General features: G+C 61.3%; 23 protein-coding genes. 10 read left to right on the top strand and 13 right to left on the bottom strand.

Translation table 11 applies throughout. The features are described from left to right. Positions 1–55: 55 nt before the first annotated feature. Positions 56–766 (bottom strand): Crp/Fnr family transcriptional regulator, encoded by a 711-nt coding sequence (locus tag B9Z33_RS01670; RefSeq protein WP_108285288.1) that lies wholly within the window; start codon positions 764–766, stop codon positions 56–58. Positions 767–933: 167 nt separating this feature from the next. Between B9Z33_RS01670 and B9Z33_RS01665 the strand changes: the two genes are divergently transcribed. The 8 genes from B9Z33_RS01665 (at position 934) to B9Z33_RS01630 (ending at position 10,526) form a co-directional block, all read left to right on the top strand. Beyond that, entirely contained in the window at positions 934–2,880 is a 1,947-nt protein-coding gene (locus tag B9Z33_RS01665) for a long-chain fatty acid--CoA ligase (RefSeq protein ID WP_108285287.1), read from the top strand. Next, positions 2,877–3,659: an ABC transporter ATP-binding protein gene (locus tag B9Z33_RS01660; protein ID WP_108285286.1), complete on the top strand. Its 783-nt coding sequence runs from the start codon at positions 2,877–2,879 to the stop codon at positions 3,657–3,659. Before B9Z33_RS01665 ends, B9Z33_RS01660 begins: the two co-directional genes overlap by 4 nt. 27 nt (positions 3,660–3,686) lie before the next feature. Further along, positions 3,687–4,616 carry a branched-chain amino acid ABC transporter permease gene (locus B9Z33_RS01655; protein ID WP_108285285.1) on the top strand — a complete coding sequence of 310 codons (930 nt, stop codon included), beginning with the start codon at positions 3,687–3,689 and terminating at the stop codon, positions 4,614–4,616. 9 nt (positions 4,617–4,625) lie between these two features. Next, on the top strand, positions 4,626–5,702 hold the full coding sequence (locus B9Z33_RS01650) for a branched-chain amino acid ABC transporter permease (protein ID WP_108285284.1): 1,077 nt from the start codon (positions 4,626–4,628) through the stop codon (positions 5,700–5,702). 41 nt (positions 5,703–5,743) lie between these two features. Continuing rightward, positions 5,744–7,075 carry an ABC transporter substrate-binding protein gene (locus B9Z33_RS01645; RefSeq protein WP_108285283.1) on the top strand — a complete coding sequence of 444 codons (1,332 nt, stop codon included), beginning with the start codon at positions 5,744–5,746 and terminating at the stop codon, positions 7,073–7,075. Positions 7,076–7,183: 108 nt separating this feature from the next. After that, on the top strand, positions 7,184–7,993 hold the full coding sequence (locus tag B9Z33_RS01640; RefSeq protein WP_108285282.1) for an ABC transporter ATP-binding protein: 810 nt from the start codon (positions 7,184–7,186) through the stop codon (positions 7,991–7,993). A 120-nt stretch (positions 7,994–8,113) separates the two neighbouring features. Then, positions 8,114–9,367 (top strand): phenylacetate--CoA ligase family protein, encoded by a 1,254-nt coding sequence (locus B9Z33_RS01635; protein ID WP_108285281.1) that lies wholly within the window; start codon positions 8,114–8,116, stop codon positions 9,365–9,367. Positions 9,368–9,539: 172 nt separating this feature from the next. Beyond that, entirely contained in the window at positions 9,540–10,526 is a 987-nt protein-coding gene (locus tag B9Z33_RS01630; RefSeq protein ID WP_108285280.1) for a tripartite tricarboxylate transporter substrate-binding protein, read from the top strand. Positions 10,527–10,648: 122 nt separating this feature from the next. On the opposite strand, the gene B9Z33_RS01625 is transcribed toward B9Z33_RS01630, so the two are convergent. From B9Z33_RS01625 to cas2, 7 genes are all read right to left on the bottom strand, one after another. Further along, positions 10,649–11,077 carry a biopolymer transporter ExbD gene (locus tag B9Z33_RS01625; RefSeq protein ID WP_108285279.1) on the bottom strand — a complete coding sequence of 143 codons (429 nt, stop codon included), beginning with the start codon at positions 11,075–11,077 and terminating at the stop codon, positions 10,649–10,651. Between the two features lie 18 nt (positions 11,078–11,095). Then, the gene (locus tag B9Z33_RS01620; RefSeq protein ID WP_108285278.1) at positions 11,096–11,524 is read right to left on the bottom strand and encodes a biopolymer transporter ExbD; all 429 of its coding nucleotides are present in this window, start codon (positions 11,522–11,524) and stop codon (positions 11,096–11,098) included. 31 nt (positions 11,525–11,555) lie between these two features. Next, positions 11,556–12,380 carry a MotA/TolQ/ExbB proton channel family protein gene (locus tag B9Z33_RS01615; protein ID WP_108285277.1) on the bottom strand — a complete coding sequence of 275 codons (825 nt, stop codon included), beginning with the start codon at positions 12,378–12,380 and terminating at the stop codon, positions 11,556–11,558. A gap of 65 nt (positions 12,381–12,445) precedes the next feature. Next, positions 12,446–13,114, bottom strand: coding sequence for an energy transducer TonB (locus B9Z33_RS01610; RefSeq protein ID WP_108285276.1), 669 nt, complete (start codon positions 13,112–13,114; stop codon positions 12,446–12,448). Between the two features lie 92 nt (positions 13,115–13,206). Then, positions 13,207–13,629: a hypothetical protein gene (locus tag B9Z33_RS01605; protein WP_108285275.1), complete on the bottom strand. Its 423-nt coding sequence runs from the start codon at positions 13,627–13,629 to the stop codon at positions 13,207–13,209. Next, positions 13,626–15,713 carry an ATP-dependent helicase gene (locus B9Z33_RS01600; protein ID WP_108285274.1) on the bottom strand — a complete coding sequence of 696 codons (2,088 nt, stop codon included), beginning with the start codon at positions 15,711–15,713 and terminating at the stop codon, positions 13,626–13,628. Before B9Z33_RS01600 ends, B9Z33_RS01605 begins: the two co-directional genes overlap by 4 nt. 431 nt (positions 15,714–16,144) lie before the next feature. Next, positions 16,145–16,450 (bottom strand): CRISPR-associated endonuclease Cas2, encoded by a 306-nt coding sequence (gene cas2 / locus B9Z33_RS01595; RefSeq protein ID WP_108285273.1) that lies wholly within the window; start codon positions 16,448–16,450, stop codon positions 16,145–16,147. 396 nt (positions 16,451–16,846) lie between these two features. Here cas2 and B9Z33_RS01590 point away from each other — a divergent pair, with 396 nt between their 5' ends. After that, positions 16,847–17,815, top strand: a complete 969-nt coding sequence (locus B9Z33_RS01590; RefSeq protein WP_108286081.1) for an AEC family transporter — start codon at positions 16,847–16,849, stop codon at positions 17,813–17,815. Between the two features lie 225 nt (positions 17,816–18,040). Here B9Z33_RS01590 and priA read toward each other — a convergent pair whose 3' ends face one another. From priA to B9Z33_RS01575, 3 genes are all read right to left on the bottom strand, one after another. After that, positions 18,041–20,146, bottom strand: coding sequence for a primosomal protein N' (priA, locus tag B9Z33_RS01585; RefSeq protein ID WP_108285272.1), 2,106 nt, complete (start codon positions 20,144–20,146; stop codon positions 18,041–18,043). Positions 20,147–20,546: 400 nt separating this feature from the next. Continuing rightward, positions 20,547–21,665 (bottom strand): uroporphyrinogen decarboxylase, encoded by a 1,119-nt coding sequence (hemE, locus tag B9Z33_RS01580; protein WP_108286080.1) that lies wholly within the window; start codon positions 21,663–21,665, stop codon positions 20,547–20,549. A gap of 148 nt (positions 21,666–21,813) precedes the next feature. Beyond that, positions 21,814–24,066, bottom strand: coding sequence for a thioredoxin family protein (locus tag B9Z33_RS01575; protein WP_108285271.1), 2,253 nt, complete (start codon positions 24,064–24,066; stop codon positions 21,814–21,816). 95 nt (positions 24,067–24,161) lie between these two features. Here B9Z33_RS01575 and B9Z33_RS01570 point away from each other — a divergent pair, with 95 nt between their 5' ends. Continuing rightward, on the top strand, positions 24,162–24,989 hold the full coding sequence (locus B9Z33_RS01570; RefSeq protein WP_108285270.1) for a creatininase family protein: 828 nt from the start codon (positions 24,162–24,164) through the stop codon (positions 24,987–24,989). On the opposite strand, the gene B9Z33_RS01565 is transcribed toward B9Z33_RS01570, so the two are convergent. Next, positions 24,912–26,159 (bottom strand): hypothetical protein, encoded by a 1,248-nt coding sequence (locus B9Z33_RS01565; protein WP_233252690.1) that lies wholly within the window; start codon positions 26,157–26,159, stop codon positions 24,912–24,914. The genes B9Z33_RS01570 and B9Z33_RS01565 overlap by 78 nt on opposite strands. Positions 26,160–26,237: 78 nt before the next feature. Next, the gene (locus B9Z33_RS01560) at positions 26,238–26,912 is read right to left on the bottom strand and encodes a histidine phosphatase family protein (RefSeq protein ID WP_108285269.1); all 675 of its coding nucleotides are present in this window, start codon (positions 26,910–26,912) and stop codon (positions 26,238–26,240) included. Between the last annotated feature and the right edge of the window lie 28 nt (positions 26,913–26,940).

Raw genomic sequence — 26,940 nt, 5'->3', positions numbered from 1 at the left:
CCGTTGTTGTGTCGTGCGCGCATTCGCGAGCAGGGGCTCGCTCTCACAACCTGCGTCAAGAAAATTGAGCGGTTCGCAGCCCATTCAGATCCAGAATGCGCAGCCCGCCGTATTCCACGCGGATGAGTTGGCGTGCTTCGAGCACGCGCAGCGCTTCGTTGACCCGTTGGCGCGACAGGCCCACCAGATAGGCCAGCTCTTGCTGCGTGATGCGCAGCACTTCGCCTACGCCCGAAAACAGCACCGGATTGAACAGCGTGGCCAAGTGCCGCGCAAGGCGGAGTTCGGGGTTGTTCATGCGGTCCAGTTCGCGGGCAGCGATGAACTGACCCAGGCGTTCGTTGAGCTGGTGCATGATGAATCGGTTGAAGCCCAGCGAGTGGTCAATCAGCCAATGAAAGGTCTCCAGCGGCAGTCCGGCCACCACGCTGGGGCGCAGGGCCTGGATGTTGTAGCGGTAGACCTCGCGCTTGAGGGCGGTGCCCTCACCAAACCAGCCACCCGGCGGCACGCCCGTGAAGGTCATGGTTTGGCCGCTTTCGCTGTCGGTGCTCATCTTCAGCAAGCCTGAGATGACACCAAACCAATACGTGACGGGGCGTCCGACGCGGCAAACGTGGTCGCCCGTTTGGGGGTCGCTGACCACCAACTGGGGCACGATCCGCTCACGTTCCTCGCTTCGCAGCAAGGCCAACCAGGGGATTTCTTGCAGTTCGGTGGGGGTGGGCGCGCGTCGGCGCTGGTAAACGCTGGGTTCGGTGGTCATGGCGGGGCGTTCGCGTCAGGAAGTGGTCAGTTGTGCTAGGGGTCTTCCCTAAATTGTCGTCGAAACGACAACTTGACGTCAAACTGGCCCATAGCATCCGTTCTCGAATCAAGACGCATCCGTGTGGGTGTGCCGTTTCAGTTCAAGTTTTGGAGACAGGTCCGGTCATGCAAACAACGTTTCCCCGATTGATGCTCAAGCATGCTGCAGAGCGCCCGAGTGCGCCTGCGCTGCGCGAAAAGGAATACGGCATCTGGCAAACCACGAATTGGGCTGACCTGGCCAGCTTGGTCGAGTCGGTGGCTTGCGGCTTGCACCAAGCGGGGTTGCAGCGCGGTGAGCACCTGATCGTGGTGGGCTCCAACCGCCCACGTCTTTATGCCACCATGCTGGCCGCCCAGTCGCTGGGGGCGATCCCTGTGCCGCTGTACCAGGATGCCGCTGCCGCAGAGTGCGTGTTTCCCATCACCAATGCCGAAGTGCGTTTTTGCGTGGTCGAAGACCAGGAGCAGGTCGACAAGATGCTGGAAGTGCGCGAGAAGTGCCCGCAGCTGACCCACATTTACTACGACGATCCACGCGGTCTGCGCAAGTACACCGAAGATGGCTTGGGCTCGCTCGAAGAGCTGATCGCTGCAGGCGCGGTGTTTGCCAAGCAGCATTCGCAATTTTTCTCCGAAGAAGTCGAAAAAGCCGACCACACCGATGTGGCCGCGATGTTCTTCACTTCGGGCACCACAGGCAACCCCAAGGGCGTGGTGCACACCCACAGCTCGCTGATCGACCGGGCCGATGCAGGCGCTGAATTTGACAAGCTGACCAACACCGAAGACGTGCTGGCCTACATGCCCCCCGCTTGGATTGGCCAGAACATCTTCAGCTACGCGCAGTGGCTGGTGTGTGGCTACGTGGTCAACTGCCCCGAGTCGGCAGCCACCGTGACCATCGACCTGAAAGAAATCGGCCCGACTTATTATTTCGCGCCCCCTCGCGTGTTTGAAGGCATGCTGACCAGCGTGATGATCCGCATGGAAGACGCGGGTGCGTTCAAGCGCAAGATGTTCCATGCCTTCATGGCTGTCGCCAAAAAGGTCGGTCCAGCCTTGATGGACGGTCACCCCGTGGGCCTGTTGGACCGCTTGGTCTATGCCGTGGGCAACTTCATGGTTTATGGCCCTTTGCGCAACAACATGGGTTTCAGCCGTGTGCGCGTGGCCTACACCGCGGGTGAGGCGATTGGCCCGGACCTGTTCACCTTCTTCCGCTCTATCGGTGTGAACATCAAGCAGCTGTACGGCTCCACCGAAACTGCGGTGTTCGTGTGCCTGCAGCCCGACAACGAAGCACGCGCCGACACCGTGGGCGTGCCTTGCAAGGGCGTGGAAATCAAGGTCGCTGACAACGGTGAAATCCTGGTCAAGTCGCCTGGGTTGCTCAAGGGCTATTACAAGAACCCTGAAGCCACTGCCGAAGTGCTGACGGCCGACGGCTGGTACCACACCAGCGATGCGGGCTTCATCGATTCACATGGTCACCTCAAGATCATCGACCGCGTGAAAGACGTGGGTCGCATCAAGGGCGGTGCCAACGATGGCGCGATGTTCGCGCCCAAGTACGTGGAGAACAAACTCAAGTTCTTCCAGTACATCAAGGAAGTGGTGGCCTATGGCGACCAGCGCGAAAAAGTCTGCGTGATGATCAACATCGACTTTGATGCCGTGGGCAACTGGGCCGAGCGCCGCAACCTGCCTTACGCCGGTTACACCGATCTGGCGCAAAAGCCCGAGGTCTACCAGCTCATCAAGGAGTGCGTGGAAAAAGTCAACGCCGACCTGGCCGAAGACGCTTTGCTGGCGGGCAGCCAGGTCAGCCGATTCCTGGTGCTGCACAAAGAGCTGGACGCTGACGATGGCGAGTTGACCCGCACCAACAAGGTCCGCCGTGGCTTCATTGCCGAAAAATACAAACCGCTGGTCGATGGCCTGTACGAAGGCAAGGCCGAGCAGTTCATCGAGACCGTCGTCAAGTTCGAAGATGGTCGTACAGGCAGCGTGAGCGCCACGCTCAAGATTTCCGACGCCAAGACATTCACACCCGTGAAGGCAGCAGCATGACCAAGAAAATCGGCGACGTCATCCTCGACGTCAAGAACATCAGTTTGCGATTCGGTGGCGTGAAAGCGCTGACCGACATCTCGTTCAATGTGCGCGAGCACGAAGTGCGCGCCATCATTGGCCCCAACGGTGCAGGCAAAAGCTCGATGCTCAACTGCATCAACGGTGTCTACACACCGCAAGAGGGCTCGATCACGTTCCGTGGCCAGACCTTTGACCACATGAACAGCCGTCAGGTGGCCGAGATGGGCATTGCCCGCACCTTCCAGAACCTGGCCTTGTTCAAGGGCATGAGCGTGATCGACAACATCATGTCGGGCCGCAACCTCAAGATCAAAAGCAACTTGCTGATGCAAGCCTTGCGCATCGGCCCTGCCCAGCGCGAGGAAGAAGAACACCGTCAAAAAGTCGAACACATCATCGACTTTCTGGAGATTCAGGCGTTCCGCAAGACCGCCGTGGGCCAGTTGCCTTACGGTTTGCAAAAGCGTGTTGACTTGGGTCGCGCGCTGGCGATGGAGCCGCAAGTGTTGCTGCTCGACGAGCCCATGGCCGGTATGAACCTGGAAGAAAAGCAGGACATGTGCCGCTTCATTCTGGATGTGAACGACGAATTCGGCACCACCGTGGTCTTGATCGAGCACGACATGGGCGTGGTGATGGACATCTCGGACCGTGTGGTGGTGTTGGACTACGGCAAGAAAATTGGCGACGGCACGCCCGATGAGGTGCGCAACAACGAAGAAGTGATCAGTGCCTATCTGGGCACTTCGCACTAACGAACCCGCACGAACAAGGATTTAAAGATGGCATTCTTTCTTGAAACATTGCTCGGCGGCCTGATGGCGGGCATGTTGTATTCGCTGGTGGCTTTGGGCTTCGTGCTCATTTTCAAAGCCTCGGGCGTTTTCAACTTCGCTCAGGGCGCGATGGTGCTGTTTGGCGCTTTGTCGATGGCGCGGTTTTCCGAATGGATTCCGCAGTGGACGGGCGTGGACAGCCTGCTGATGGCCAACGTGCTGGCCTTCATCATGGCCGCAGCGGTCATGTTCATTGTGGCCTGGGCAGTCGAGTATCTGGTGTTGCGGCACCTGGTCAACCAGGAAGGCGCGACCTTGCTGATGGCCACCTTGGGCATTGCCTATTTCCTCGAAGGCCTCGGCCAGACCCTGTTTGGCAGCAGCATCTACAAGATCGACATTGGCATGCCCAAGGATCCGGTCTTCATTCTCGAAGGCATGTTCCAGGGCGGCGTACTGGTCAACAAGGAAGACTTCTACGCAGCCTTGATTGCTGCGGCGCTGGTCGCTTTGCTCACCGTCTTCTTCCAAAAAACTTCGACAGGTCGCGCTTTGCGTGCGGTGGCCGATGACCACCAGGCTGCGCAATCCATTGGCATTCCGCTCAACCGCATCTGGGTGATCGTTTGGTGTGTCGCAGGCATTGTGGCCTTGGTGGCCGGCATGATCTGGGGCAGCAAGTTGGGTGTGCAGTTCTCGCTGGCCACAGTGGCTTTGCGCGCCTTGCCCGTCGTCATTTTGGGTGGCTTGACGTCGGTGCCGGGCGCCATCATCGGCGGCTTGATCATCGGTGTCGGCGAGAAACTCTCCGAGGTGTATCTGGGCGCTTATGTGGGCGGTGGTATCGAGATCTGGTTTGCCTATGTGCTGGCGCTGGGTTTCTTGCTGATCCGTCCTCAGGGGCTGTTTGGCGAAAAGATCATCGACCGCGTGTAAGGAAAAAATATGTTTTACAGAGAAAACGGTCAATTCAAAACCACTTACCGGGCCGATCAGCAAATCCTGCCGATCCGGCAAGACCGGATCGTCATGGCTCTGCTGCTGGTGTTCGCCGTTGCGGTGGTGCCCATGCTCGCCTCAGACTACTTTTTCCGTGCGATCCTGATCCCCTTTTTGATCATGTCGCTGGCCGCGCTGGGCGTGAACATCCTGGTGGGTTACTGCGGTCAGATTTCGCTGGGCTCAGGTGCATTCATGGCGGTAGGGGCTTATGGCGCTTACAACTTCTTTGTGCGCATGCCCGGTCTGCCCTTGATCCCGGCTTTGATTCTGGGCGGCTTGTGCGCCACGGTGTTCGGCATTTTGTTTGGCTTGCCCAGCTTGCGGGTCAAAGGCCTCTACCTGGCCGTGGCCACGCTGGCCGCTCAGTTCTTCAGCGACTGGATGTTCTTGCGCATCAAGTGGCTGACCAACGATTCGCCTTCGGGCTCGGTGTCGGTGTCCGAGTTGCAAGTGTTCGGTCTGCCGATTGACAGTGCCTTGAGCAAATACTGGTTGTGCCTGGGGGTGCTGGTGGTGATCGCCTTGCTGGCCAAGAACCTGGTGCGCAGCGCCGTGGGCCGCGAGTGGATGGCCATCCGTGACATGGACGTGGCCGCGGCCGTGATCGGCATTCGCCCGATGTACGCCAAGCTGAGCGCCTTTGCGGTGAGCTCTTTCATCGTGGGTGTGGCGGGTGGTCTGTGGGCCTTTGTTTACCTGGGTGCCTGGGAGCCAGCGGCTTTCTCGGTGGACATCTCCTTCCGCCTGTTGTTCATGGTGATCATCGGCGGTCTGGGCTCTATCCTGGGTGGCTTTTTGGGCGCGGCCTTCATCACTTTGCTGCCGATTGCCCTGAGCCAAGTGTTGCCAGCCTTGGCAGGCTTGGCCGGTTTTGAAATTTCTACCGCCGGTGTGTCGCATGCCGAGTTGATGATCTTTGGTGGCTTGATCGTGTGGTTCCTGATCGTGGAGCCGCATGGCCTGGCCAAGTTGTGGTCGATCGCCAAGCAGAAGTTGCGCTTGTGGCCCTTCCCCCATTGAGTTGTTTTGTGTGAGTGTTAATTTTTTCTAAGGAGACAAACATGAAGATGCGTGATTTGATTTTGGCCGTGGCCGCTGTGGCAACTGCTGCATCGTCGCTGCTGGCGACATCCGTTCAGGCGCAAGCCAAAGAACAGTTTTTCCCGTTGCTGTCTTACCGCACCGGTCCCTATGCCCCCAACGGCATTCCATGGGCCAACGGCAAGCAGGACTACCTCAAGCTGATCAATGCCCGCGATGGCGGCATCAATGGCGTGAAGATCACTTTTGAAGAGTGCGAAACCGGCTACGCCACCGACCGCGGTGTCGAATGCTACGAGCGCCTGAAAGGCCGTCCTGGCGTGACCCTGTTCGATCCACAGGCCACAGGCATCACCTTTGCCCTGACCGAAAAAGTGACCGCCGACAAAGTGCCTCTTGTTACGCTGGGCTACGGCTTGTCGATCGCACAAGACGGCATGGCCTTCAAATGGAACTTCCCACTGATGGGCAGCTACTGGACGGGCGCTGACATTTTGGTGCAGCATCTGGGCAAAAAAGAAGGCGGCCTCGACAAGCTCAAGGGTAAGAAAATTGCCTTGGTGTACCACGACTCGCCATTTGGCAAAGAGCCGATTCCCCTGCTGCAAGAGCGCGCCAAGATGCACGGTTTCGAGCTGCAACTGATCCCCGTGACAGCGCCTGGCGTGGAGCAGAAGTCGGCTTGGTTGCAAGTGCGTCAAAGCCGTCCTGACTACGTGATGCTGTGGGGCTGGGGCGTGATGAACTCCACCGCCTTGAAAGAAGCACAAGCCACGGGCTACCCCCGCGACAAGATGTATGGCGTGTGGTGGGCGGGTGCCGAGCCTGATGTCAAAGACGTCGGCGAAGGTGCCAAGGGCTACAACGCCTTGGCTTTGAACACATCGGGCACACAGCCCAAAGTGATCCAGGACATCCTGAAACACGTGCACGGCAAAAGCCAAGGCTCTGGCCCCAAAGACGAAGTCGGCCAAGTGCTCTACACCCGTGGTGTGATCATCTCGATGCTGAGCGTCGAGGCTGTGCGCCGTGCGCAAGAGCGTTTCGGCAAAGGCAAGGTCATGACCAGCGAGCAAGTGCGTTGGGGCCTGGAAAACCTGGCACTGGACCAAAAGCGTCTGGACGCCATGGGCTTCACCGGCATCATGCAGCCGCTGTCCACATCGTGCGCTGACCACATGGGTTCTACTGCAGCCCGCGTTCAAACGTGGGACGGCAGCAAGTGGAGCTTCAGCTCTGACTTCATCCAAGCCGATGAGCAGATCCTGAAGCCCATGGTCAAAGCTGGTGCAGACAAGTACCTGGCCGACAAGAAAATGACACGCCGCACGCCTGCGGATTGCCAGTCTTGATTGACCCCGCTCAGTGACTGAAGTTGATGGCTCGCGCTGACGCGTGAGCCGTCAACTGAAAGACCAGCCTTGGTGACTTGTCTTTCAGTTGATTCAAACAGGCCGCACATGAACGATTCAAACATCATTCTCAACGTCAATGGCATCGAAGTCATTTACAACCACGTCATCCTGGTGCTCAAGGGCGTTTCCTTGCAAGTGCCCGAGCGGGGCATTGTGGCCTTGCTGGGCGGCAACGGCGCAGGCAAAACCACCACGCTGCGTGCGATCTCCAACTTGCTCAAGGGTGAGCGCGGAGAGGTCACCAAAGGCAGCATCGAGCTGCGCGGTGAGCGCATCGAAAACCTGTCACCAGCCGACCTGGTGAACCGGGGTGTGGTGCAGGTCATGGAAGGCCGCCACTGCTTTGCCCACTTGACCATCGAAGAAAACCTGATGACCGGCAGCTACACCCGCACCGACAAGGGCGAGATCGCGGCCAACCTGGAAAAGGTCTACAACTACTTTCCGCGCCTTAAAACGCGCCGCACCTCGCAAGCGGCCTACACCTCGGGCGGTGAGCAGCAGATGTGCGCCATTGGCCGAGCCCTGATGTCCAACCCCAACATGGTGTTGCTCGACGAGCCCTCGATGGGCCTGGCGCCGCAGATCGTGGAAGAGGTGTTCAACATCGTGAAAGATTTGAACGAGAAAGAAAAAGTCACCTTCCTGATTGCCGAGCAGAACACCAACATGGCGCTCAAGTACGCCGACTACGGCTACATCATGGAGTCGGGGCGCGTGGTGATGGATGGCGCTGCCGAAGACCTGCGCACCAACGAAGACGTGAAAGAGTTTTACCTCGGCGTGGGCGGCGGTGAGCGCAAGAGTTTCAAAGACGTCAAGAGCTACAAGCGCCGCAAGCGCTGGTTGGCTTGAGGCTCCGGACGCCGAAAATCTCTTCCCTGTGGGAGCGCGCCCCTGCGCGCGAATGGATCACCCGCACAACCGTTTTTTCGCGCGCAGGGGCGCGCTCCCACATTGATCTGTCCAGCACCCATGAAGCACTACGACGCTCTTGAAACGCGCGCTCCTGAAGTCCGTGAAGCCGCCTTGATGGCCGCTTTGCCCGCGCAGGTCGCGCATGCCAAGGCCAAGGCCCCGGCCTTTGCCGACTTGCTCAAAGACGTGGATGCCACCAGCGTGAACAGCCGCGCAGCGCTGGCCCAATTGCCTGTGATCCGCAAATACGAATTGCTCGAACGCCAGAAGGCCGCGCGCGCAGCGGGCGGCAATGTGTTCGGCGGTTTCAGCACCCTCGGCTTTGGCAAGGGCATGACCCGCGTCTTTGCCAGCCCCGGCACCATCTACGAACCCGAAGGCACCCGCGCCGATTACTGGCGCATGGCGCGCACCATGTTTGCGGCGGGCTTTCGTCCGGGCGAGTTGATCCACAACTGCTTCAGCTACCACTTCACGCCTGCGGGCTCGATGATGGAAACCGGCGCGCATGCCTTGGGCTGCACCGTGTTCCCGGGTGGCATCGGCCAGACCGAGCAGCAAGTGGGGGCCATGGCCGAGTTGCAGCCTGCAGGCTACATCGGCACGCCCAGCTTCCTGAAAATCATCATCGAAAAAGCCGCCGAGATGGGCGTGGCCTTGCCCAGCGTGCGCAAGGCCTTGGTGTCGGGCGAGGCCTTTCCGCCCAGCCTGCGCGACTGGATGACCGCGCACGGGGTCGATGCTTACCAGTGTTACGCCACGGCCGATGTGGGCCTGATCGCTTATGAGACCGCATCGCGTGAAGGCCTGGTGCTGGACGAAGGCGTGATCGTCGAGATCGTGCGCCCCGGCACGGGCGACCCTGTGCCCGAAGGCGAGGTGGGCGAGTTGGTCATCACCACGCTCAACCCCGATTACCCTTTGATCCGTTTTGGCACAGGCGATTTGTCGGCCATCTTGCCGGGCACCTGCCCCACAGGCCGCACGGGCCAGCGCATCAAGGGCTGGATGGGCCGAGCCGACCAGACCACCAAAATCCGGGGCATGTTTGTCCACCCCGGTCAGGTGGCCGAGATCGTCAAACGCTTCCCTGAAGTCACCAAGGCTCGCCTGGTGGTGACGGGCGAGATGGCCAACGACCAGATGGCACTACACGTCGAGACCGATCGTTTGGCCGATGACGCGCTGAAGGCGCGTGTGTCCGAAGCCGTGCGCGATGTGACCAAATTGCGCGGTGAAGTGCATCTGGTGGCGCAGGGCAGTCTGGCCAACGATGGCAAGGTCATTGAGGACGCTCGCAGTTACCAGTGATGCAGGCCCCGCAAGGGGCTGCATCGGCTTGCTGATGCGCTTTTCCGGCTTTTTACGGTATCAATTCCCTCTGAAAATCAGGGGCAAACTAGGGTAAGCCGCTAAGTACTTTCCGCGATTTGACGACACTCCTCAAGGTTTAGACTACCTTGTCATTTTTAGGAGTTTCAGAATGAAGCAATGGATTGCTCTGGCCGCGTTGGCCGCTGTCTCGGTGGGGGCTCAAGCCCAAACCTACCCTGGCACCAAACCGATTTCCATCGTGGTGCCGTTCACGGCCGGTGGCCCGACGGACCGTGTGGCCCGTGACTTGGCCGAAGCCATGCGCAAACAGATTCCCGGCAGCAACTTCGTGGTCGAAAACGCCGCAGGCGCTGGCGGCACGATCGGTGCCACCAAAGTGGCCAAAGCCGCGCCCGATGGCCACAGCCTGTTGTTGTTCCATATCGGCATGGCGGCCACGCCCGCGCTGTACCGCAAAATTTCTTACAAGCCGCTGGAAGACTTCGAATTTTTGGGCATGGTCAACGACGTGCCCATGACGCTGATTGGCAAGCCCCAGCTGCCTGCCAACACCTACCGCGACTTTGAAAACTACATCCGCGCCAACGCCGGCAAGTTGAACATCGCCCACGCGGGTCTGGGTTCTGCCTCGCACATTTGTGGTTTGTTGTGGCAATCCAGCTTGCAGACCAAGGACGCGATGACCACCATCCCGTTCAGCGGCACGGCACCGGCCATGACCGCACTGATCGGCGGCCAGGTCGACGTGATGTGTGACCAGACCACCAACACCACCCAACAAATCGAGTCGGGCCGTGTGAAGGCTTTTGCTGTGACCACCGCCAAGCCTTTGGCCACTCACCCCGTGCTCAAGCACTACCCCAGCTTGCAAGAGATGGGCGTGAAGGGCTTTAACCTGACTATCTGGCATGGTTTGTATGCCCCCAAAGGCACACCCCCCGCCATCACCAAGACATTGAACGATGCCTTGAAGAAAGCCCTGAAAGACCCTGAGTTCATCAAAAAGAACGAAGGCTTGGGTGCCTTGGTGGTGACGGACAACCGCACCGACCCGGCCGAGCACAAGAAATTTGTGGCCGCCGAGATGGTCAAGATCAAGACAGCCGTGGACGCTGCAGGCAAATACGCCGACTGATCCCGGTGCTTCTCATGAAAAAGCCGCTCCATGGAGCGGCTTTTTCTTTGCTTCGTGAATGCCTCCAGTGCTTCAGGTGCACCATCAGATTGAGGCAGGGTGAGGCCGGGCACCCATCACATTCAATACGCGAACCGTTCACTGCCCACAATGCCCAGCTTGGTCAGACCCGCACGTTGGGCACCTGCCAGCACCGCCACTGCCGCTTCGTATTTGGCTTTGGCATGTGAGCGGATGTGCAGCTCGGGCTGTGGCTGCAAGGCCGCGGCTTCGGTGAGTCGGGTTGTCAGCGCCTGGCGGTCGGGCAGTGCTTGCCCGTTCCAGCGCATGCTGGAGTCGGCGTCGATGTCGACCTTGATCACCAAGGGCTCGGTTTTCTGGGGTGTGGCGGCGGCCACGGGCATGTCCAGATTGACCGAGTGCAATTGCGCCGGGATGGTGATGATCAGCATGATGAGCAGCACCAGCATCACGTCAATCAGTGGCGTGGTGTTGATGTCCATCATCACTTCGGGTTCGTCTTGGCTGCCGGTGCCCAGATTCATGGCCATGTGTTTGTCCTTCGGGCTTCAGTGGGCCGGGTCGGTGATGAAGCCGACTTTGGTGATGCCTGCACGTTGCACCGCGTACATGACCCGTCCGACGGATTCAAAGTCACTTTGCGCATCGCCCCGGATTTGAACCTCGGGTTGCGGCTTCATGGCTGAGAATTTTTTCATGCGTCCTAGCAGATCGGCCGGGTTTTTGATAGGGGTGTCGTACAGAAAAATCTGCCCCGCCTTGTTGACCGAGATGATCACGTTCTCGGGTTGGGTCTCCCGCACCACGTTCGCCTCTTTGGGCAAGTCCACCTTGATGGAGGTGGTCACCACCGGAATGGTGATCAGGAAAATGATCAGCAGCACCAACATCACGTCCACCAGCGGCGTGGTGTTGATGGTGCCCATCACCTCGTCTTCATCGCTTGACCCCAGGCTGGGGCCCAGGTTCATGGCCATGGTGAATTTCCGTTCAAAGGCATGAGGGACTTCACTTCGTGGCCGATGCCAGCAACACGGCGTGCAGGTCAGAACCAAAAGCATTGACTTCTTCCATGGCCGCTTTGTTGCGGCGCACCAGCCAGTTGTAGCCCAGCACCGCAGGCACGGCTACTGCCAGACCAATGGCGGTCATGATCAGGGCTTCGCCCACAGGGCCTGCCACTTTGTCGATGCTGGCCTGGCCCGACATGCCGATTTTGACCAGCGCATGGTAGATGCCCCACACGGTGCCAAACAAGCCGACAAAGGGCGCGGTCGATCCGACCGTGGCCAGCACCGCCAAGCCATCTTGCATGCGGCTTTGCACCGTGCCCATGGCCCGTTGGATGCTCATCGTCACCCAGGTGTTGAAGTCCACCGCGCCCAGCAAGCCACCGTGTTTGGATGCACCTTCCAGGCCTTTTTCGGCAATGAAACGGAAGGGGCTGGCGGCATCCAGCGCTTCGGTCGCTTGCTGAACCGAGCCCGCGTTCCAGAAGTTCGCTTGGGCTGCCTTGGCCATTTGTTGCAATTTCGATTGCTCACGAAACTTGGTGATGATCACGTACCAGCTGCCCATGCTCATGAGCACCAGAATCAACAGCGTGCCCTTGGCAATGGCATCGCCTTGCGACCACAGGGCGCCCAGGCCGTAGGGGTTGTCCTCGGTGAGGGCCGTGGCTTCGGGTGTCAGCGTGGTTGCTGCGGGTGCAGCCACGGCGCTGGTGGTCGGCGCAGCGGGCTCGTTGGTGGGGGCCGCCTCGCTGTGACCTGCCAGCAAAAGGCCGGTCAGCAAAGCGGCACCCGCCAGGGTGTGTTTAAAAGCGTTGAACATGGGTGAAATTCCTTTGCGCTGTGTCATGTGCGTGTGTGTTGCGGTGGCTGGATGGGCAAGTGGCCTCATTCCAGACGCCAAACGTATCGGATGGTGGTCCAGGCTTGCTCGGCTTTGCCGTCCACTGTGGCTGGGCGGAACTGGCACTTGGACAGGCCCGCGCGGGCCGCGTCGTCCAGGCGTTTGTAGCCCGAACTTTTCTCGACCTCGGACTGGATGACCTTGCCGTCTGCACCCACCAGAAAACGCAGTGCCACAGTGCCCTCTTCTTCCATGCGCCTGGATGCGCTGGGGTATTCGGGTTTTTCGCACTGCGCGATGTTGACGCCCGCTGCTGTGCGGGTGGGGGCCGATGCTCTGGGTGCTGCTGCGGGCGCAGGGGCAGATGGGGCCGCTGGCGTCTGGGGGGGCGCGGTCACCGCCGCAATGGCGTTGGGCGAGGCGGGCGCTACAGGTGCTTCGATGGGCGGCACTGTCGTGGGCGGAGGCGGGCTGTTCTTGGGCAGCGTGGGTGCGGGTGGCGTGGGCGGTGCCGGAGGGGGCGGCAAGGGTGGCAGTTCGGACCGCTTTTCTTCCAGCAAAAGCGTCTGCACCACGGTGGGCATTTTGGGCGGGGCCGTGCGGTTCAGTCCAGCCTGAATGGCGCCAAACAACACAAGGTGCAAAACCACGACGCCAGCCAAGCCGATCAGCTTGCGCTTCGGTGGGGTTGGACTGTAAGTGGCTGCGTTCATCGGTCAAATGCGCTGAGTGTTGGGCCTGTATTTTGCGGGATAAATCCCCTGCCCTTGGGTCAAGAAGGGCAATCCCTCAGCACATGGTGGCCTCAGGGTGTTCGGGTGATCTGAAAGCTTTGGCTGGCTTGACCGGCAAGCATCCGTTGGCCTTGAATTTGCCGCCCACAAGCCTGCGCTGGCAAGCTGCCCAGCCAAGTGGCGGCAATGCGCTTGCCATCGTGCGATTCTTCGAGGGTGAACTCGCCATCGTCCAGATCGGCGACCACGGCGTGGCGCTGCTGGCCTTGTATCAATTCGCCGCGCAGGCTGCCTGGGTGTTCCGGGTGTGGCCCCAGGTGCAGGGCCCATGGGGCCTCGCCTGCCACCTGAACGACCCACTCACCTTGCAGCATCTCGGCAGACAGGTCTGCGCCCGATGGGCAGTCGCTGCGTGTGGGCAGCAGTTGGCAAGCGCTCAGGGCCAGCAAGGCGATCAGGCTGCACAGCCGGGCAAGTGTTGGGCGTGTGTTCATGGTTTGGCCTCCGCCGCCGCATCGGCGGCACGTTTGGCAAATTCGGCGCGCAAGGCCTTGAGCTTTTCGCGCGGGTCTTCTTTGATGGTGTTTTCGTCCAGGCGCATTTCGGCGATGAAGCGGCTGGGCAGGGCGGCCACGGTTTCGCGCCCTTTTTTGCGGCGCTTGGTCCAGCTCACGGCCAGGCTGCGCTGGGCGCGGGTGATGCCCACGTACATCAGGCGGCGCTCTTCTTGCAGGCGCTGCAAAATGCCTTCGCTCATGGGGCCGTCGGCTTTGCCCGAGTGCGAGCCGTCATCGCCCAGCTTGAAGGGCAGCAGGCCTTCGTTCACGCCCACCAACATCACATGCGGCCACTCAAGACCCTTGGAGGCGTGCAGGGTCGACAGCGTGACCACGTTCTGGTCTTTTTCGCGTTCGCTCAGGGTGGAGATCAGTGAAATGGTTTGCGCCACATCGAGCAGGTTTTTGGTTTCGGTGGCCTGGGCACCGGTGGCGTCTTCAATCTCGCCACCGCAGCGCCCGGCCATCCAGTCGCAAAACTCCAGCACGTTGGTCCAGCGGGCAGCGGCCACTTTTTCGTTGTCTTCGCCGTCGTACAGGTGCGACTCGTAGCCAATTTCTTTGAGCCATTCCAGCAAAAACGCCAGCGCATCCGTTTTGCCCAAGGTGTGGCGGGCGCGGTGCTCCAGGTCGTTGATGTAGCGGCCAAATTCGTGCAGGCCATCCAGGGCGCGGCTGTTCACCGCGCTGGGCAAGCTGCCCGCAAACAGGGCCTCAAACAGGCTCAATTTGTATTGCGTGGCAAAAGTGCCCAGTTGGCCCAAAGTTTGGTGGCCGATGCCGCGTTTGGGGCTGGTGATGGCGCGCAAAAATGCCGGGTCGTCATCGTTGTTGATCCACAGGCGAAACCAGGCGCACAAGTCCTTGATCTCGGCCTTGTCAAAAAAGCTCTGTCCGCCCGAGACCTTGTAGGGGATGTTGGCGCGGCGCAGGGCTTGCTCAAACGGGCGGGCCATGTGGTTGGCGCGGTAAAGGATGGCAAAGTCCTTGAACTCGCGGTGCTTGGATGGGTTGACTTGGCCACCGCGAATCGACTGGATGCGCGCAATCGCCCGGTCGGCCTCGTGTTCTTCGTTCACGGCATCGACCACGCGCACCGGTTCGCCCTCGCCCAATTCAGAAAACAGGGTTTTGGGGAACAGCTTGGGGTTGGGCAGGATGACGTTGTTGGCGGCCCGCAAGATCGCGCTGGTGGAGCGGTAGTTTTGCTCCAGCTTGATGACCTTGAGTTGCGGAAAATCCAGCGGCAGGCGCTTCAAGTTGTCCAGCGTGGCACCACGCCAGCCGTAGATCGACTGGTCGTCGTCGCCCACCGCCGTGAAGCGCGCACGCTCGCCCACCAGGTGTTTCAGCACCTCGTATTGGGTGGCGTTGGTGTCCTGGTATTCGTCCACCAGCACATGGCCCATCTTGGCTTGCCAGCGCTCGCGCACCTCGGGGTAGTCGGCCAGCAGCTTCAGGGGCATGCCGATCAGGTCGTCAAAGTCCACGCTCTGGTAAGCCGTCAGTCGCTCTTGGTAGAGCGCCATGATGCGGGCGATCACCCGCGCGTTGTCGTCGGGCGCTTGCGCTGCAGCTTGCTCGGCATTGAGCCCCATGTTCTTCCACAGGCTGATGGCCCACTGCCACTGGCGTGCGGTGGCCGCGTCGGTGGTGCCGCCGCAATCCTTCAAGATGCTGGTCACATCGTCCGCATCCATGATGCTGAACTGCGGCTTGAGCCCCAGCACATGGCCGTCTTCGCGCATGATGCGCACGCCCAAAGCGTGGAAGGTGCAGATCAGCACATCCTTGGCGGCGCGGCCAATCAGCTGCTTGGCGCGCTCGCGCATTTCGGCGGCGGCCTTGTTGGTGAAGGTGATGGCCGCAATGCGCTTGGGCTCCAGCCCAGCCTCGATCAGCCGCCCGATCTTGTGCGTGATCACCCGCGTCTTGCCCGAACCCGCGCCCGCCAGTACCAGGCAGGGACCAGAGACGTAGTTCACGGCTTCGAGTTGGGCGTTGTTGAGTCCGGCTGACATGGGGGGGGTGTGGAAAACGGGGGAGCGGAGCAAAGCGGGCCATGATAGCGGTTTAAAAAGGGCGGCTTCATTCGTTCAATCTGCCAATCTCCACGAAAGCTGTAGCGATTCACCTGGTCGCAAGGGCGCGCGTTTCTTGTCGGAGCGCATTTCCCAATCGTCTAGACTGGCCTGCTTGTCATCCTTGTCAGCAAGATAGTTCCGCTCAGAGCGCATTTCCCAATCGTCTAGACTGTACCGCTTGACGTTGGACAGCTTCCCCGAGTTCCGGTCAGAGCGCATTTCCCAATCGTCTAGACTGTTACTCGAACTGTCAACGTCACAGGCAGTGTTCCGGTCAGAGCGCATTTCCCAATCGTCTAGACTAGACCCAAGACAAGTCCTTGTTTTAAAAGGACTTTTTGGCAATCGGCCTCTACAAAATCGCGGCTTTACCCGAATAAATCGAACTGATCGGGTGTTTTTTTCGCAGCCTCTTTGCGCCTGCCCTGAAAACTGATGATCCGTTCGTACTGCTTGTCGGTCAATTGCAGGACGTTGACTTGCCCGCCTTTGGGCAGCGCCGCCTCCACCCGCTGGCAATAGGTTTGCACCTGCGCATGGCTGGTGCAAAAGCGCATGTACACACTGAGCTGGGCGCGGCTGAAACCCATGTCGAGCAAACTCAGTCTGAACTGCGTGGCCGCCGCACGCTCGGGTGACGGCCAAGGATGATCCGTCTTTGGGGTTGCGCCCATCGCTGAAAATCCGCACCCCAGCCTTGATCACCGCGCAGGGTTCGTCTTGCGGGTTGAGTCTGACCATCGCCCAGCCCAAGGAGGTGGAGCCCAAATCAAGGGCCAATCGGTAGCGCATGGTTGACACAGTATTTCCTGTCATTTCTATATCTTTCGGTGAATACCATTGTGCTATATTTGCGCCACATTTCGACGATTGGGAAATGCGCTCTGGACGCTAACAAGCAGAAAGATGCACCAAATGGAAAGGCCGCTATATGCGGCCTTTCGTCTTTTCTCCGTCCTGACTGCGCGTTGTCCAGCGCATGACCGAACCACCGAGTTCATGCGGAGTCGCCGATGGTTTTGTCTGCGCTGCGACCTGCTACCCGCCCCAAATGCCACGACAATCCACCCATGCTTGAAGTTTTGCGTGTCACTTTTCCCTTCTTTGCTTTGGTTTTGTGTGGCTACGCGGCAGCCCGCAAACGGCTGTTGCCGCTGGAGGCCATTCCAGGCTTGAACGGGTTTGTGCTGTTTTTTGCCTTGCCGTGCATGTTGTTCCGCTTTGGGGCCAGCACGCCGATTGCCCAGTTGCTGGATGCGGGCGTGTTCTTCACCTATTCCTTGTGTGCGATGGTCATGGTGGCGTTCAGCATCGCCATCAGCCTGAACGAGCGCATCCGGTGGAACGATGCTTCTTTGGGGGCCTTGGTTGCGGCTTTTCCCAACACGGGTTTCATGGGGGTGCCGCTTTTGGTGGCCTTGCTGGGGCCGGAGGCCGCAGGTCCGACCATCGTCACCATCCTCGTGGACATGGTCATCACCACCTCGCTTTGCGTGGCTTTGTCGCGCATGGACGCTGCGGGTGAGCACGGCGCGGCTGTGGCCGCACGCAAGGCCTTGGCGGGCGTGGTGCGCAACCCCATGCCCTGGGCCATTTCTTTTGGGGGCGTTTTTTCTTTCTGGAATTTGGCCTTGGTCGGCCCCGTGGCCAAAACCGTGGGTTTGCTGGCCGATGCGGCTTCACCTGTGGCCTTGTTCACCATCGGTGCGGTGTTGGCCCGGTCGCAAATGCTGGCCCACGAACGGCCGCATGGGCCGCTGCGCTGGGTTGATTTTTTGCCGATCTCGTTCATCAAACTGTTGCTGCACCCGCTGCTGGTGCTGCTGTTGGGTGGCGCAGCGGTGCAAATGGGGGTGCCCATCGACCGGTTTGCTTTGATGGTGATGGTGCTGGTGGCGGCACTGCCCAGTGCCAGCAATGTCTCGCTGCTGGCCGAGCGTTTGGGGGCCGACAACGGGCGCATTGCGCGCATCATTTTGGTCACCACGTCGACCGCGTTTTTGACCTTCTCTGGCGCGGTGGCCTTGCTCAAGCCCTGAGGGCGGGTGCTGGGGAGTCTCTGTGGGAGGCTGCCCCTGCGGCCGAATGTTTGCGGCGCCCCTGTACAGATTCGCGAGCAGGGGCTCGCTCCTACAAATGCCCGGACGCTGAATCGCTGCGTCATTTTCTCTGTGGGAGGCTGCCCCTGCAGCCGAATGGTGGCGGTGGCAGTGCGTAGATTTGCGAGCGGGGGCTCGTTCCCACAGGAAACCTGCCAGCCAATGTCAGATGGCCTGCGGGTCCACGTCCACCAGCCAGCGGATCACGCCTTTGTGTTCAGGCTGGCTGCGCACCTGGTGCAGCACGCTGTGCAGGTGCCACAGCATTTTTTGCAGCGCCATGCGGCTGGGGCTTTCCAGCAGCATTTGGGCGCGTTCCACATCGGCCACGCGCTGCATGCTCATGGGCACGGCGGGGTACACGCTCACTTGCATCACCAAGTCCGCGGTGGCGGGGTCGGCGCTCAGTTGCGCTTCGAGCGTTTCGCGGGCGGCGTTCAGCAGCGCCTGGGCGGCTTCTTGGGTGCGGGCGTCGGCGCGCAGCAGGGCCTGGTGGCTGATGGGCGGCAGGTCGGCGGCGGTGCGCTCGGCCAGTTCGCTGGCGGCAAATGCCGGGTAGTCGTGTTTTTTGAGCGCTTCAAACAGCGCATGTTGCGGGTGAAAGGTTTGCACCCACATCTCGCTGCTGGCGCTTTGGGCGGCGTCGCGCCCGGCGCGGCCTGCGGCTTGCATGAGCAGGGCAAACAGCCGCTCGGGCGCACGGAAGTCACTCGAAAACAGCGCCGTGTCGGGGTTGACGGCCGCCACCAGCGTGATGCGCCGGAAGTCGTGCCCCTTGGCAATCATTTGTGTGCCCACCAAAATGTCCACCTCACCCGAATGCACGGACGCCAATTGGCTTTCCAGCGCACCTTTCAGGCGCGTGGTGTCGGCGTCAATGCGGGCGATGCGGATGGGGCCGCCATCGGGGCGCTTCACATGGGCCAGCAGTTCGCCCAAATGTTCTTCCAGTTGTTCTGTCCCCCGTCCAATCGGGGCAATGTCGGCGTTGCCGCACTCGGGGCAGGCCCGGGGCACACGCTCGGTCAGGCCGCAGTGGTGGCAGCGCAGGGTGCGGTCAATCTTGTGGAACACCCGAAAGGCGCTGCAGTGCTTGCATTCGCTTTTCCAGCCGCAGTCGGCGCAGTGCAGCACCGGAGCGTAGCCGCGCCGGTTGAGCAGCAGCATGCATTGCTCGCCGCGCTCCACCCGCTCTTGCAGGGCGGCCACCAGCGGGGCCGACAGCACGGTGCGGCGCGGCTGTTTGTTCATGTCCACGCGCCGTACCTTGGGCAGCAGGCCGGTGCCAATGCGCGAAGGCATGAACAAGCGCTGGTATCGGCCACCAGCATCGTCGGCATTGGCCGGGCGGCTCAGGTGCCAGCTTTCGAGCGAGGGCGTGGCCGAGGCCAGCAGCACCGGGGCGTTATGCAAGCGGCCCCGGTACACGGCCAGGTCGCGCGCCGAGTAGCGTGCGCCTTCTTGTTGTTTGTAGCTGGGGTCGTGTTCTTCGTCGACCACGATCAGCTTCAGGTGCGGCATGGACGCAAAAATGGCCATGCGCGTGCCCAGCACGATGCGGGCGTGGCCCGCGTGGGCGGCCAGCCAGCCTTTGAGTCGCTGGGCGGGCGTCATGCCGCTGTGCATCGAGACCACGGCCTCGGCCCCGAATCGGGCCTGCACCCGCTCTTCGAGCTGGGGCGTCAGGTTGATCTCGGGCACCATGAGCAGGGCCTGGGCCTGCGGATCGGAGGCCAGCATGCGCTCCACCGCCTGCAAATACACCTCGGTCTTGCCGCTCCCGGTGCTGCCAAACAGCAAAAATGGCCCGGTGCCGCTGGCCATTTGCGCCAACACGGCGCTTTGCTCGTCCGAAAGGGCGGGGCCGGGCGTGGTGTGGACGGTGCGCTCGGTGTTTTGCTTTTTGAGGCGGCGGGCCAGTTGTTCGTTGCTCAGGTCGCGCAGTTGCGGTGGCAGGGCCGACAAAGCCACCTCGCCCAAAGAGCGCTGGTAATACTGGGCCGAAAACTGCACCAGTTGCCGCCATGCCGCATCCAGCGGCGGCAGGCCTTCGAGCACGCCCAGCACGTCGCGCACCGCCGATTCGGGCATGTCGGAGGGGGCCGCATCGTGCAGCGCCCAGACCACGCCCAGCACATCCCGCTTGCCTAGGGGCACGCGCACCAGTTGCCCCGGCTGCACCTCAAAAGGGCTGCGGTAGCTCAGCAGCCCCCCCACTTGGCTGTGGGCCGGGGTCTGGACGGCAACATCGATCCAGTGGTGGGTGCTCACATTGTTTCCGGGATTTTTGGGAGAAATTACCAGTTTTAGAGGTTAGCTGAAATCTTGAAACAAGATGTAAGTTGTTGATTTCACAGTACTTTGAGCTTGATTCAGAAAATCTGTGGATAACTTTGTTGAAAACTCGGTCTGGATGGGCTGGAAGCCTTGAAAATCAAGCCTTCCGCTAAATTGCCCATCCAATGTGCAAGTTAAAAAGTTCAATGAAATCAATGACTTGCAAAATGGGTGATACACCGGTTTTGCTGCTTTGCAACAAGCGGAGCAGGCTTGGGTGGAGATTTACTTTTGTGCATAAGTCAAGCGCCTTGAAGCCTATTTTTTGCAAAAAAAAGTGCTTGGCACGCCGCTTTTTTATGCTAAAGGCCTTGACGACCCCAGGCCCATCGGCTCATTTTTGGCGCAGGGCGCGTGAATGGCTGTGCACCGTTTCGACCAGGGCCGAGACATGCTCGGGTGGCGTGAACTGGCTGATGCCGTGGCCCAGGTTGAAAATGTGGGTCGGGCCGGTGGTGGCCCGGTCGGTGTGGGGTTGGCCAAAACTGTCCAGCACGCGGCGGGTTTCTTTGGCGATCTGGTCTGGCGGGGCAAACAGCACGTTGGGGTCGATGTTGCCTTGCAGCGCCTTGCCGGGGCCGCCGACCTGGCCGCCCACCAGCGCACGGGCCTTGCCCAGATTCATCGTCCAGTCCAGGCCCAGCACTTCGCAGTCCAGACCGTTCATTTCTGGCAGCCACAGGCCACCGCCTTTGGTGAAGACGATGCGCGGGATGCGGGCACCCTCGTGCTCGGTTTTGAGTTGGGCCAGCACGCGGGCGGTGTAGGCCAGGCTGAACTGCTGGAACGCGCCATCGGCCAGCACGCCGCCCCAGCTGTCAAAAATCATCACCGCCTGGGCACCGGCTTCGATCTGCGCGTTCAGATACTGCGCGACCGCGTCGGCGTTGATTTCCAGAATGCGGTGCATCAGGTCGGGGCGGCTGTACATGAGGCTCTTGACCTGGCGGTAGTCGTCCGAGCCCGCGCCTTCGACCATGTAGCACGCGAGCGTCCAGGGGCTGCCTGAAAAGCCGATCAAGGGCACACGGCCGTTCAGCGCCTTGCGGATGCTGGTGACGGCGTCGAACACGTAGCGCAGCTTGTCCATGTCGGGCACGGCCAGCGCGTTGACGGCTGCTTCGTCGCGCACGTTCTTGGCGAACTTGGGGCCTTCGCCCAGCGCGAACGACAAACCCAGGCCCATCGCGTCGGGCACCGTCAGGATGTCGCTGAACAAAATGGCGGCGTCCAGCGGGTAGCGCTCCAGCGGCTGCAAAGTCACTTCGGTCGCGTAATCCACGTTGGTGGCCAGGCCCATGAAGCTGCCGGCCTTGGCTCGCGTGTCGCGGTATTCGGGCAGGTAGCGGCCCGCTTGGCGCATCAGCCACAAGGGGGTGTAGTCGGTGGCTTGGCGCAGGCAGGCGCGCAAGAAGGTGTCGTTTTGAAGGGGGGCAAAAGAAGAGGTGCTCATGCCCCGATTGTCGCAGGCCGAACCGGGCATTTGCGAGCGGTGAGCTTGCCACAGGCAGAGGCTTTTTGTGGGAGCGAGCCCCTGCTCGCGAAGGGCGACGCGCTACTGCGCGCATTCGGCCGCAGGGGCGGCCTCCCACATGGGGCCCTTATTTGGCGGTCGGGAGTTTTTGCAAAGCCGCTTGCACTTCGGCCACGCTGGGCAGCTCGGACAGCAGCACCGGGGCCTGGCCTGGCGCGTACAGCGCATACACCGGCACGCCGCTGCGGCCCAGGGCCGTGAGCGCTTGGGTGATGGCCGGGTCGCGGCGCGTCCAGTCGGCGCGCATCAGCACGACCTGGCGGGTGTCAAAGTCGGCCAGGACTTGCGCATTGGCCAGGGTGGTTTTCTTGTTGTATTGGCAGGTCACGCACCAGGCGGCGGTGAAGTCCACAAACACCGGGCGGCCAGCGGCCAGCTGGGTTTGCTGGGCAGCCGCGCTCCACGCTTGCCAGCGCGGTGTGTGGCTGGCGGGCTGGTTTGTTGGGGAGTTGGTGGTTGCAACGGGTGTTTCGGCTGGTGCTTCGTGCAAGGCCCCGGGCAACACGTTGGCACCCAGCCAGAACAGCCCCGCGAGGCTCAAGCTGCTGAATACCCACCGGGCACGGCCGGACAGCCCCAGCGCCCAAGCCAGCGCGGCCACGGTCAACAACATGGCCAGCAAGCCGCTGGCACCGTCGATGCCGGTTTGTTGCCCCAACACCCACAACAGCCAGATGACGGTGGCGAACATGGGGAAGGCCATGGCCTGGCGGAACACCACCATCCACGCCCCTGGGCGCGGCAGCGCGCGCGCGATGCCCGGCCACGCGCTGGCGGCCAGATATGGCAAGGCCATGCCCAAGCCCATGGCCGCAAACACCATGAGGGCTTGCCAAACCGGCAGCGCAATCGCCAGCCCCAGTGATGCGCCCATGAAGGGGGCGGTGCAGGGCGATGCCACGGCCACGGCCAGCACGCCCGACAAGCCGGCGTTCACGGTGGGGTGGCTGCTTTGCCAGGATGCCAGTCGGCTGGGCAGCATTTGGCCAAATTCAAAAACGCCCGCCAGGTTCAAGCCAAGCAGGGTGAACAGCAGCGCCAGACCCGCCACCACGGGCGGCGATTGCAACTGGAAGCCCCAACCGAGTTGCTCACCAGCGGCCCGCAAGCCCAGCATCAGGCCGCCCAGCAGCAAGAAAGACAGCACCACACCTGCGGTGTAAGCCAGGCCTGCGGCGCGGTGTTCGCGGTCATGGCCACCTTGCGCAAAACCCATCACCTTGATGGCCAGCACCGGAAACACGCACGGCATGAGGTTGAGCAGCAGCCCACCCAAAAACGCGCCCAACACGGCCAGCAAGATGTTCAGCGGGCTGGCGCTGGCGGCGGGCATGGGCACGGTTGAGGCGTTTTCGGCATTGAGGGCCAGCGCTTTGGCCAGCTCGGGCGACACACCCGCAGGCGCTGCTTGCGTCAGCGCGGGCCAGGTGCCCTGGACGGGGGATTCAATTTCAAAAGCCGGGGCTTGGGGGGACGATTCGGGGCCCGTGGCGATCACCCAGCGCATGTTTTGGGGGGATTCGGTGCGTTCTTCAGACACCGGGATGTTGGCATTCCAAACCGCCCCTTGCCAGTTTTGCGTCCACCCTTGGCCTTGGGCGGCGGCGTTGTTGACCACCCCTGCCGTGATTGGAAAGGCGCTGAGCGTTTGGCCTCGCCACTTCACGGGCAGCCCGTGCAGTCGCAAATGCAGTTGCTTGCCGTCCTCGCTCAAACGGGTTTGGCCCCCGGTGATCCAAGTGCCTGCTTGCTGCAGTTGCGGCAGTTTTGGGGGGGTGAGCTGGTGCGCAGCTTCAAAAGCGCCACCATCCAGTGCGGTGGCGCTTTGCACAGGCAAGCTCAGGCTGAACTGGCCTTCTTGCGGGATGCATTCCTGGCGGCAGACCAGCCATTCGGCTTGCAGCGCAATTTTGAGGGGACCGACCACCGGGGGCTTGAAGTCCGGCCCCACCGCGATGGGCACGCTCAACAGCACCGTGCCCTCGTAGCCGTAATTGGCCAAGGTGCCGATCGGGATCTTTTTGGGCAGCGGCCAGGCGATGTCGCCTGCGCTCAGGCCTGCGGGCAAGGTCCAGTGCAGCTGGGTGGGCAGGCCCGAATCGCCCGGGTTTTGCCAATAGGTGTGCCAGTGCGGCTGGTGCGCAATCTGCAAGCCCAGCCAAAAGGTCTGGCCCGCTTGCACGCCTTGCGGGGCGTGGGCCATCAGTTCTGCGCGCACCTGCTCGGTTTTGACGGTGGCCCCACCGATCTGGGCATGGCTGGTCAGGCCCAGCGTCAGCAGCAGGGCGGTCAGGGCAAAACGGATGAACGAGGTCGGCATGCAGTGCAATAGTTTCAATGAACCGGTCAAAAACAGCTGGCACTGTACACCCGCACCCAAACCCCCAGGCACGGCGCTCCATTAAGATGCCGGACATGAACACACCTGTCCGCTTCTGGGCCGATCTGAGCACCACCGACTTTGCCGGTCTGGACCTGGCCCGCACCATCGCGGTCTTGCCAGTGGCCGCCACCGAGCAACACGGCCCGCACCTGCCGCTGTCGGTGGACACCGATCTGGTCAATGGCGTGGTGGCCGCTTGTGTGCCCCACTTGCCCGCCGATGTGCCGGCTTTGTTTTTGCCCACCCAAACCGTGGGCCTGAGCCCCGAGCACGCCCGCTTTGCAGGCACCCTGACGCTCAAGGCCGAAACCGTGATCCGCTTGTGGACCGACATCGGCGAGTCGGTCGCGGCAAGCGGCATCAAAAAACTGGTGCTGCTCAATGCCCACGGCGGACAAGTGAGCGTGATGGACATCGTGGCGCGTGACCTGCGCACCCGGCTGGGCATGCTGGTGTACAGCGTGAGCTGGTTCAACCTGCCTTTGGTCGATGCGCAAGGCCGCGATGTGAACGCGTTGTTCAGCGCCGAAGAGCACCGCTTTGGCGTGCACGCGGGGGACACCGAAACCTCAATGATGCTGGCGCTGCGGCCAGACAACGTGCGCATGGACAAGGCGCAAAACTTCCGCTCCACCGCGCAAGACCGCGCCGAGCGTTTTGCGATTTTGGGCAATGGCAAAAGCGCCAAGCTGGGCTGGCAAATGCAGGACTACAACCGCCACGGCGCAGCGGGCCATGCGGCGGCGGCCACAGTGGCCAAGGGGCAGGCTTTGCTGGACGCGTCAGGCCGCGCGCTGGCGCAGTTGTTGGCCGAAATCGACCGCTTGCCAGCCGACACCCTGACCGATCAAGTGGCCTGAGTTGGCAGCCCTTTCGAATTGGGGCAGCGCCAGTTCGCACTGGCCTCGGCTCACGTTGCGGTGGTATTCACGGGTGGTGTCAATGCAGCCGCCTTCCGCGTAAACGCCTTTCGGGTCGCGCATGCGCAGCATGCGCTCCAGCACTTGGGCGGTGACCTTCGGATCGGACAGGGTTTGCGCCACGTGCGCTTCAACCACCGATTCGTCCATTTGCAACTCACCTTGGGCATCGGTGTAGACGCCATCTTTCCAGTGAAAGATCTCGATGGCTTTGGATTCAAGGGTGTAAGGCCGTTCAATTTGCCAGAAGTTGCTGAACAAGCCGCCCCCCATGTAGATGACCCAAGAGCCTTCGTAGCCGGTCACATCCGATGAGCGCTCGTCGGGGTTGCGAAACCACAGGCGGTCACCGGGGACATAAAAACGGGCGGGCAAGGGGGTTTCCATGCTGCCGTACTCGACCAGGTAGACCTCGTGGAACTGGCCCGAGCGAACGGCGTGGACTTCGTTGAGGCTTTGCAGCTGGGCCAGCAATTCGGGGTGGTGTGTTTTGAGCTCTTGGGCGATGCCCAGCAAAATCACGTACTCAGTGGCCCGGTAGCAGGAAAAGTCGTAAAGCTTGCCTGTGGCATCGGGTTGGGTGGCGGCGATCAGCGCATCCACCAGGCACCGCCCGGGCTGCAGGATGAAACCAGCTTCGTCGCCGCCGTCGCGCCAATAGTTTTGCGGGCGCTCGGCGGCTTCGGTCTTGAAGGCCAGCGCGGTCTTTTGTGCGGCCTGGGCGATGTGCCGACGAACCCGGATGTGCGAGGCCAGCGCTGCGACGCTGGGAAAGGCGAGTCCGGCGGGAGAGGCCAGCAGCGCCACCAAAATCTCTTGCATCAGCGCCTTGTCCGCGCTCAGACCCGAAGGCGGGAGCCGCTGGTGCAAGCCCAGGGTGTCATGGCCGGGAACCCAGGTGTTCATGGCCTCGGCATTCAAGCGGCCCTGAACGATGGTGGCCTGCGCCCCCGGGTTTGCTGTGACCGTGCAGACAGAGGCCAATTGGTGTTGCGCCAGCAGATCGGACAAGTCTTTCAGGACTTGTGTCGTGTTGGCGAAAGCAGAAAGGACGACCTGTATGCCGCCCAGTGACGACAGACACGCCGCGCGTGCGGCAGAACAATTCATGCCAACCATTCTGAAGGAGATGGACCGCACTTCATGTCAGGGATTGCACCAAGATTGTGCAAAAACCTCAGGGCTGGTTCAGGCGAAAGTGACCCAGTCTTTGTGCGCGTCGCTGTCCAGGTGCGGCAGTGTGTTGTAGGTCAGCATCATGTGCCGCTTCGGGTTGAACACGAACTCGGTCAGGGCGGTGTTGCGGATGCGCAGGTTCAGCTCAATGGTGGTCTCTGGTGGGGTGCCCAGCACGCGGCCCACCGCCGTCGAGATGGGGCCGCCACTGGAGACGATCATCACATCGCCCGAGTGGTTTTGCCGCACATGGTCGAGCGCCGCCTCGATGCCGCCGACAAAGTCGGCATAGCTGGGCATGTCGCGCGGTTGGGTCTTGCCCGCCATCCAGGCTTGCAAGGCGTCGCGCAGCAGCCTGAAGTGATGTCGGTACAGCTCGGGTGTGTCCGGCTTGGCCAGCGGTTCGGGGTGGATGGCTTCGATCAGCGCGTGGCTGTCGTATTCGTTCAAGCCAGGCCACACCGATGGGGTGTGCGGCAGGCCCGCGCCTTCGGCAATGCCTTCCCAGGTTTGGCGGTGGCGCTTCAAGCTGCCCATGAGCACGGCTTCAAGGGGTTTGTTCTGCAGCTTGGGGCGCAAATATTCTCCCAGGCGCACCGCCTGCTGGCGGCCCAGCGGGCTGAGTTGATCGTAGTCATCGGCCCCGAAAGAGGCTTGTCCGTGGCGGACCAAATAAAGTGTTCCCATAGGCGGCGATTGTGCGCAGCCCGGGGCT

Source organism: Limnohabitans sp. T6-20 (assembly GCF_003063505.1).
GTDB lineage: Bacteria > Pseudomonadota > Gammaproteobacteria > Burkholderiales > Burkholderiaceae_C > Limnohabitans_A.
This window is presented reverse-complemented; position numbering and strand designations above follow the sequence as displayed.

What these genes read in the sequence shown, in the direction of transcription:
- B9Z33_RS01670 (WP_108285288.1), bottom strand. Translation starts at nt 766, where the DNA reads ATGACCACCGAACCCAGCGTTTACCAGCGCCGACGCGCGCCCACCCCC.
- B9Z33_RS01665 (WP_108285287.1), top strand. Translation starts at nt 934, where the DNA reads ATGCAAACAACGTTTCCCCGATTGATGCTCAAGCATGCTGCAGAGCGC.
- B9Z33_RS01660 (WP_108285286.1), top strand. Translation starts at nt 2,877, where the DNA reads ATGACCAAGAAAATCGGCGACGTCATCCTCGACGTCAAGAACATCAGT.
- B9Z33_RS01655 (WP_108285285.1), top strand. Translation starts at nt 3,687, where the DNA reads ATGGCATTCTTTCTTGAAACATTGCTCGGCGGCCTGATGGCGGGCATG.
- B9Z33_RS01650 (WP_108285284.1), top strand. Translation starts at nt 4,626, where the DNA reads ATGTTTTACAGAGAAAACGGTCAATTCAAAACCACTTACCGGGCCGAT.
- B9Z33_RS01645 (WP_108285283.1), top strand. Translation starts at nt 5,744, where the DNA reads ATGAAGATGCGTGATTTGATTTTGGCCGTGGCCGCTGTGGCAACTGCT.
- B9Z33_RS01640 (WP_108285282.1), top strand. Translation starts at nt 7,184, where the DNA reads ATGAACGATTCAAACATCATTCTCAACGTCAATGGCATCGAAGTCATT.
- B9Z33_RS01635 (WP_108285281.1), top strand. Translation starts at nt 8,114, where the DNA reads ATGAAGCACTACGACGCTCTTGAAACGCGCGCTCCTGAAGTCCGTGAA.
- B9Z33_RS01630 (WP_108285280.1), top strand. Translation starts at nt 9,540, where the DNA reads ATGAAGCAATGGATTGCTCTGGCCGCGTTGGCCGCTGTCTCGGTGGGG.
- B9Z33_RS01625 (WP_108285279.1), bottom strand. Translation starts at nt 11,077, where the DNA reads ATGGCCATGAATCTGGGCACCGGCAGCCAAGACGAACCCGAAGTGATG.
- B9Z33_RS01620 (WP_108285278.1), bottom strand. Translation starts at nt 11,524, where the DNA reads ATGGCCATGAACCTGGGCCCCAGCCTGGGGTCAAGCGATGAAGACGAG.
- B9Z33_RS01615 (WP_108285277.1), bottom strand. Translation starts at nt 12,380, where the DNA reads ATGTTCAACGCTTTTAAACACACCCTGGCGGGTGCCGCTTTGCTGACC.
- B9Z33_RS01610 (WP_108285276.1), bottom strand. Translation starts at nt 13,114, where the DNA reads ATGAACGCAGCCACTTACAGTCCAACCCCACCGAAGCGCAAGCTGATC.
- B9Z33_RS01605 (WP_108285275.1), bottom strand. Translation starts at nt 13,629, where the DNA reads ATGAACACACGCCCAACACTTGCCCGGCTGTGCAGCCTGATCGCCTTG.
- B9Z33_RS01600 (WP_108285274.1), bottom strand. Translation starts at nt 15,713, where the DNA reads ATGTCAGCCGGACTCAACAACGCCCAACTCGAAGCCGTGAACTACGTC.
- cas2 (WP_108285273.1), bottom strand. Translation starts at nt 16,450, where the DNA reads ATGGGCGCAACCCCAAAGACGGATCATCCTTGGCCGTCACCCGAGCGT.
- B9Z33_RS01590 (WP_108286081.1), top strand. Translation starts at nt 16,847, where the DNA reads ATGCTTGAAGTTTTGCGTGTCACTTTTCCCTTCTTTGCTTTGGTTTTG.
- hemE (WP_108286080.1), bottom strand. Translation starts at nt 21,665, where the DNA reads ATGAGCACCTCTTCTTTTGCCCCCCTTCAAAACGACACCTTCTTGCGC.
- B9Z33_RS01575 (WP_108285271.1), bottom strand. Translation starts at nt 24,066, where the DNA reads ATGCCGACCTCGTTCATCCGTTTTGCCCTGACCGCCCTGCTGCTGACG.
- B9Z33_RS01570 (WP_108285270.1), top strand. Translation starts at nt 24,162, where the DNA reads ATGAACACACCTGTCCGCTTCTGGGCCGATCTGAGCACCACCGACTTT.
- B9Z33_RS01565 (WP_233252690.1), bottom strand. Translation starts at nt 26,159, where the DNA reads ATGAATTGTTCTGCCGCACGCGCGGCGTGTCTGTCGTCACTGGGCGGC.
- B9Z33_RS01560 (WP_108285269.1), bottom strand. Translation starts at nt 26,912, where the DNA reads ATGGGAACACTTTATTTGGTCCGCCACGGACAAGCCTCTTTCGGGGCC.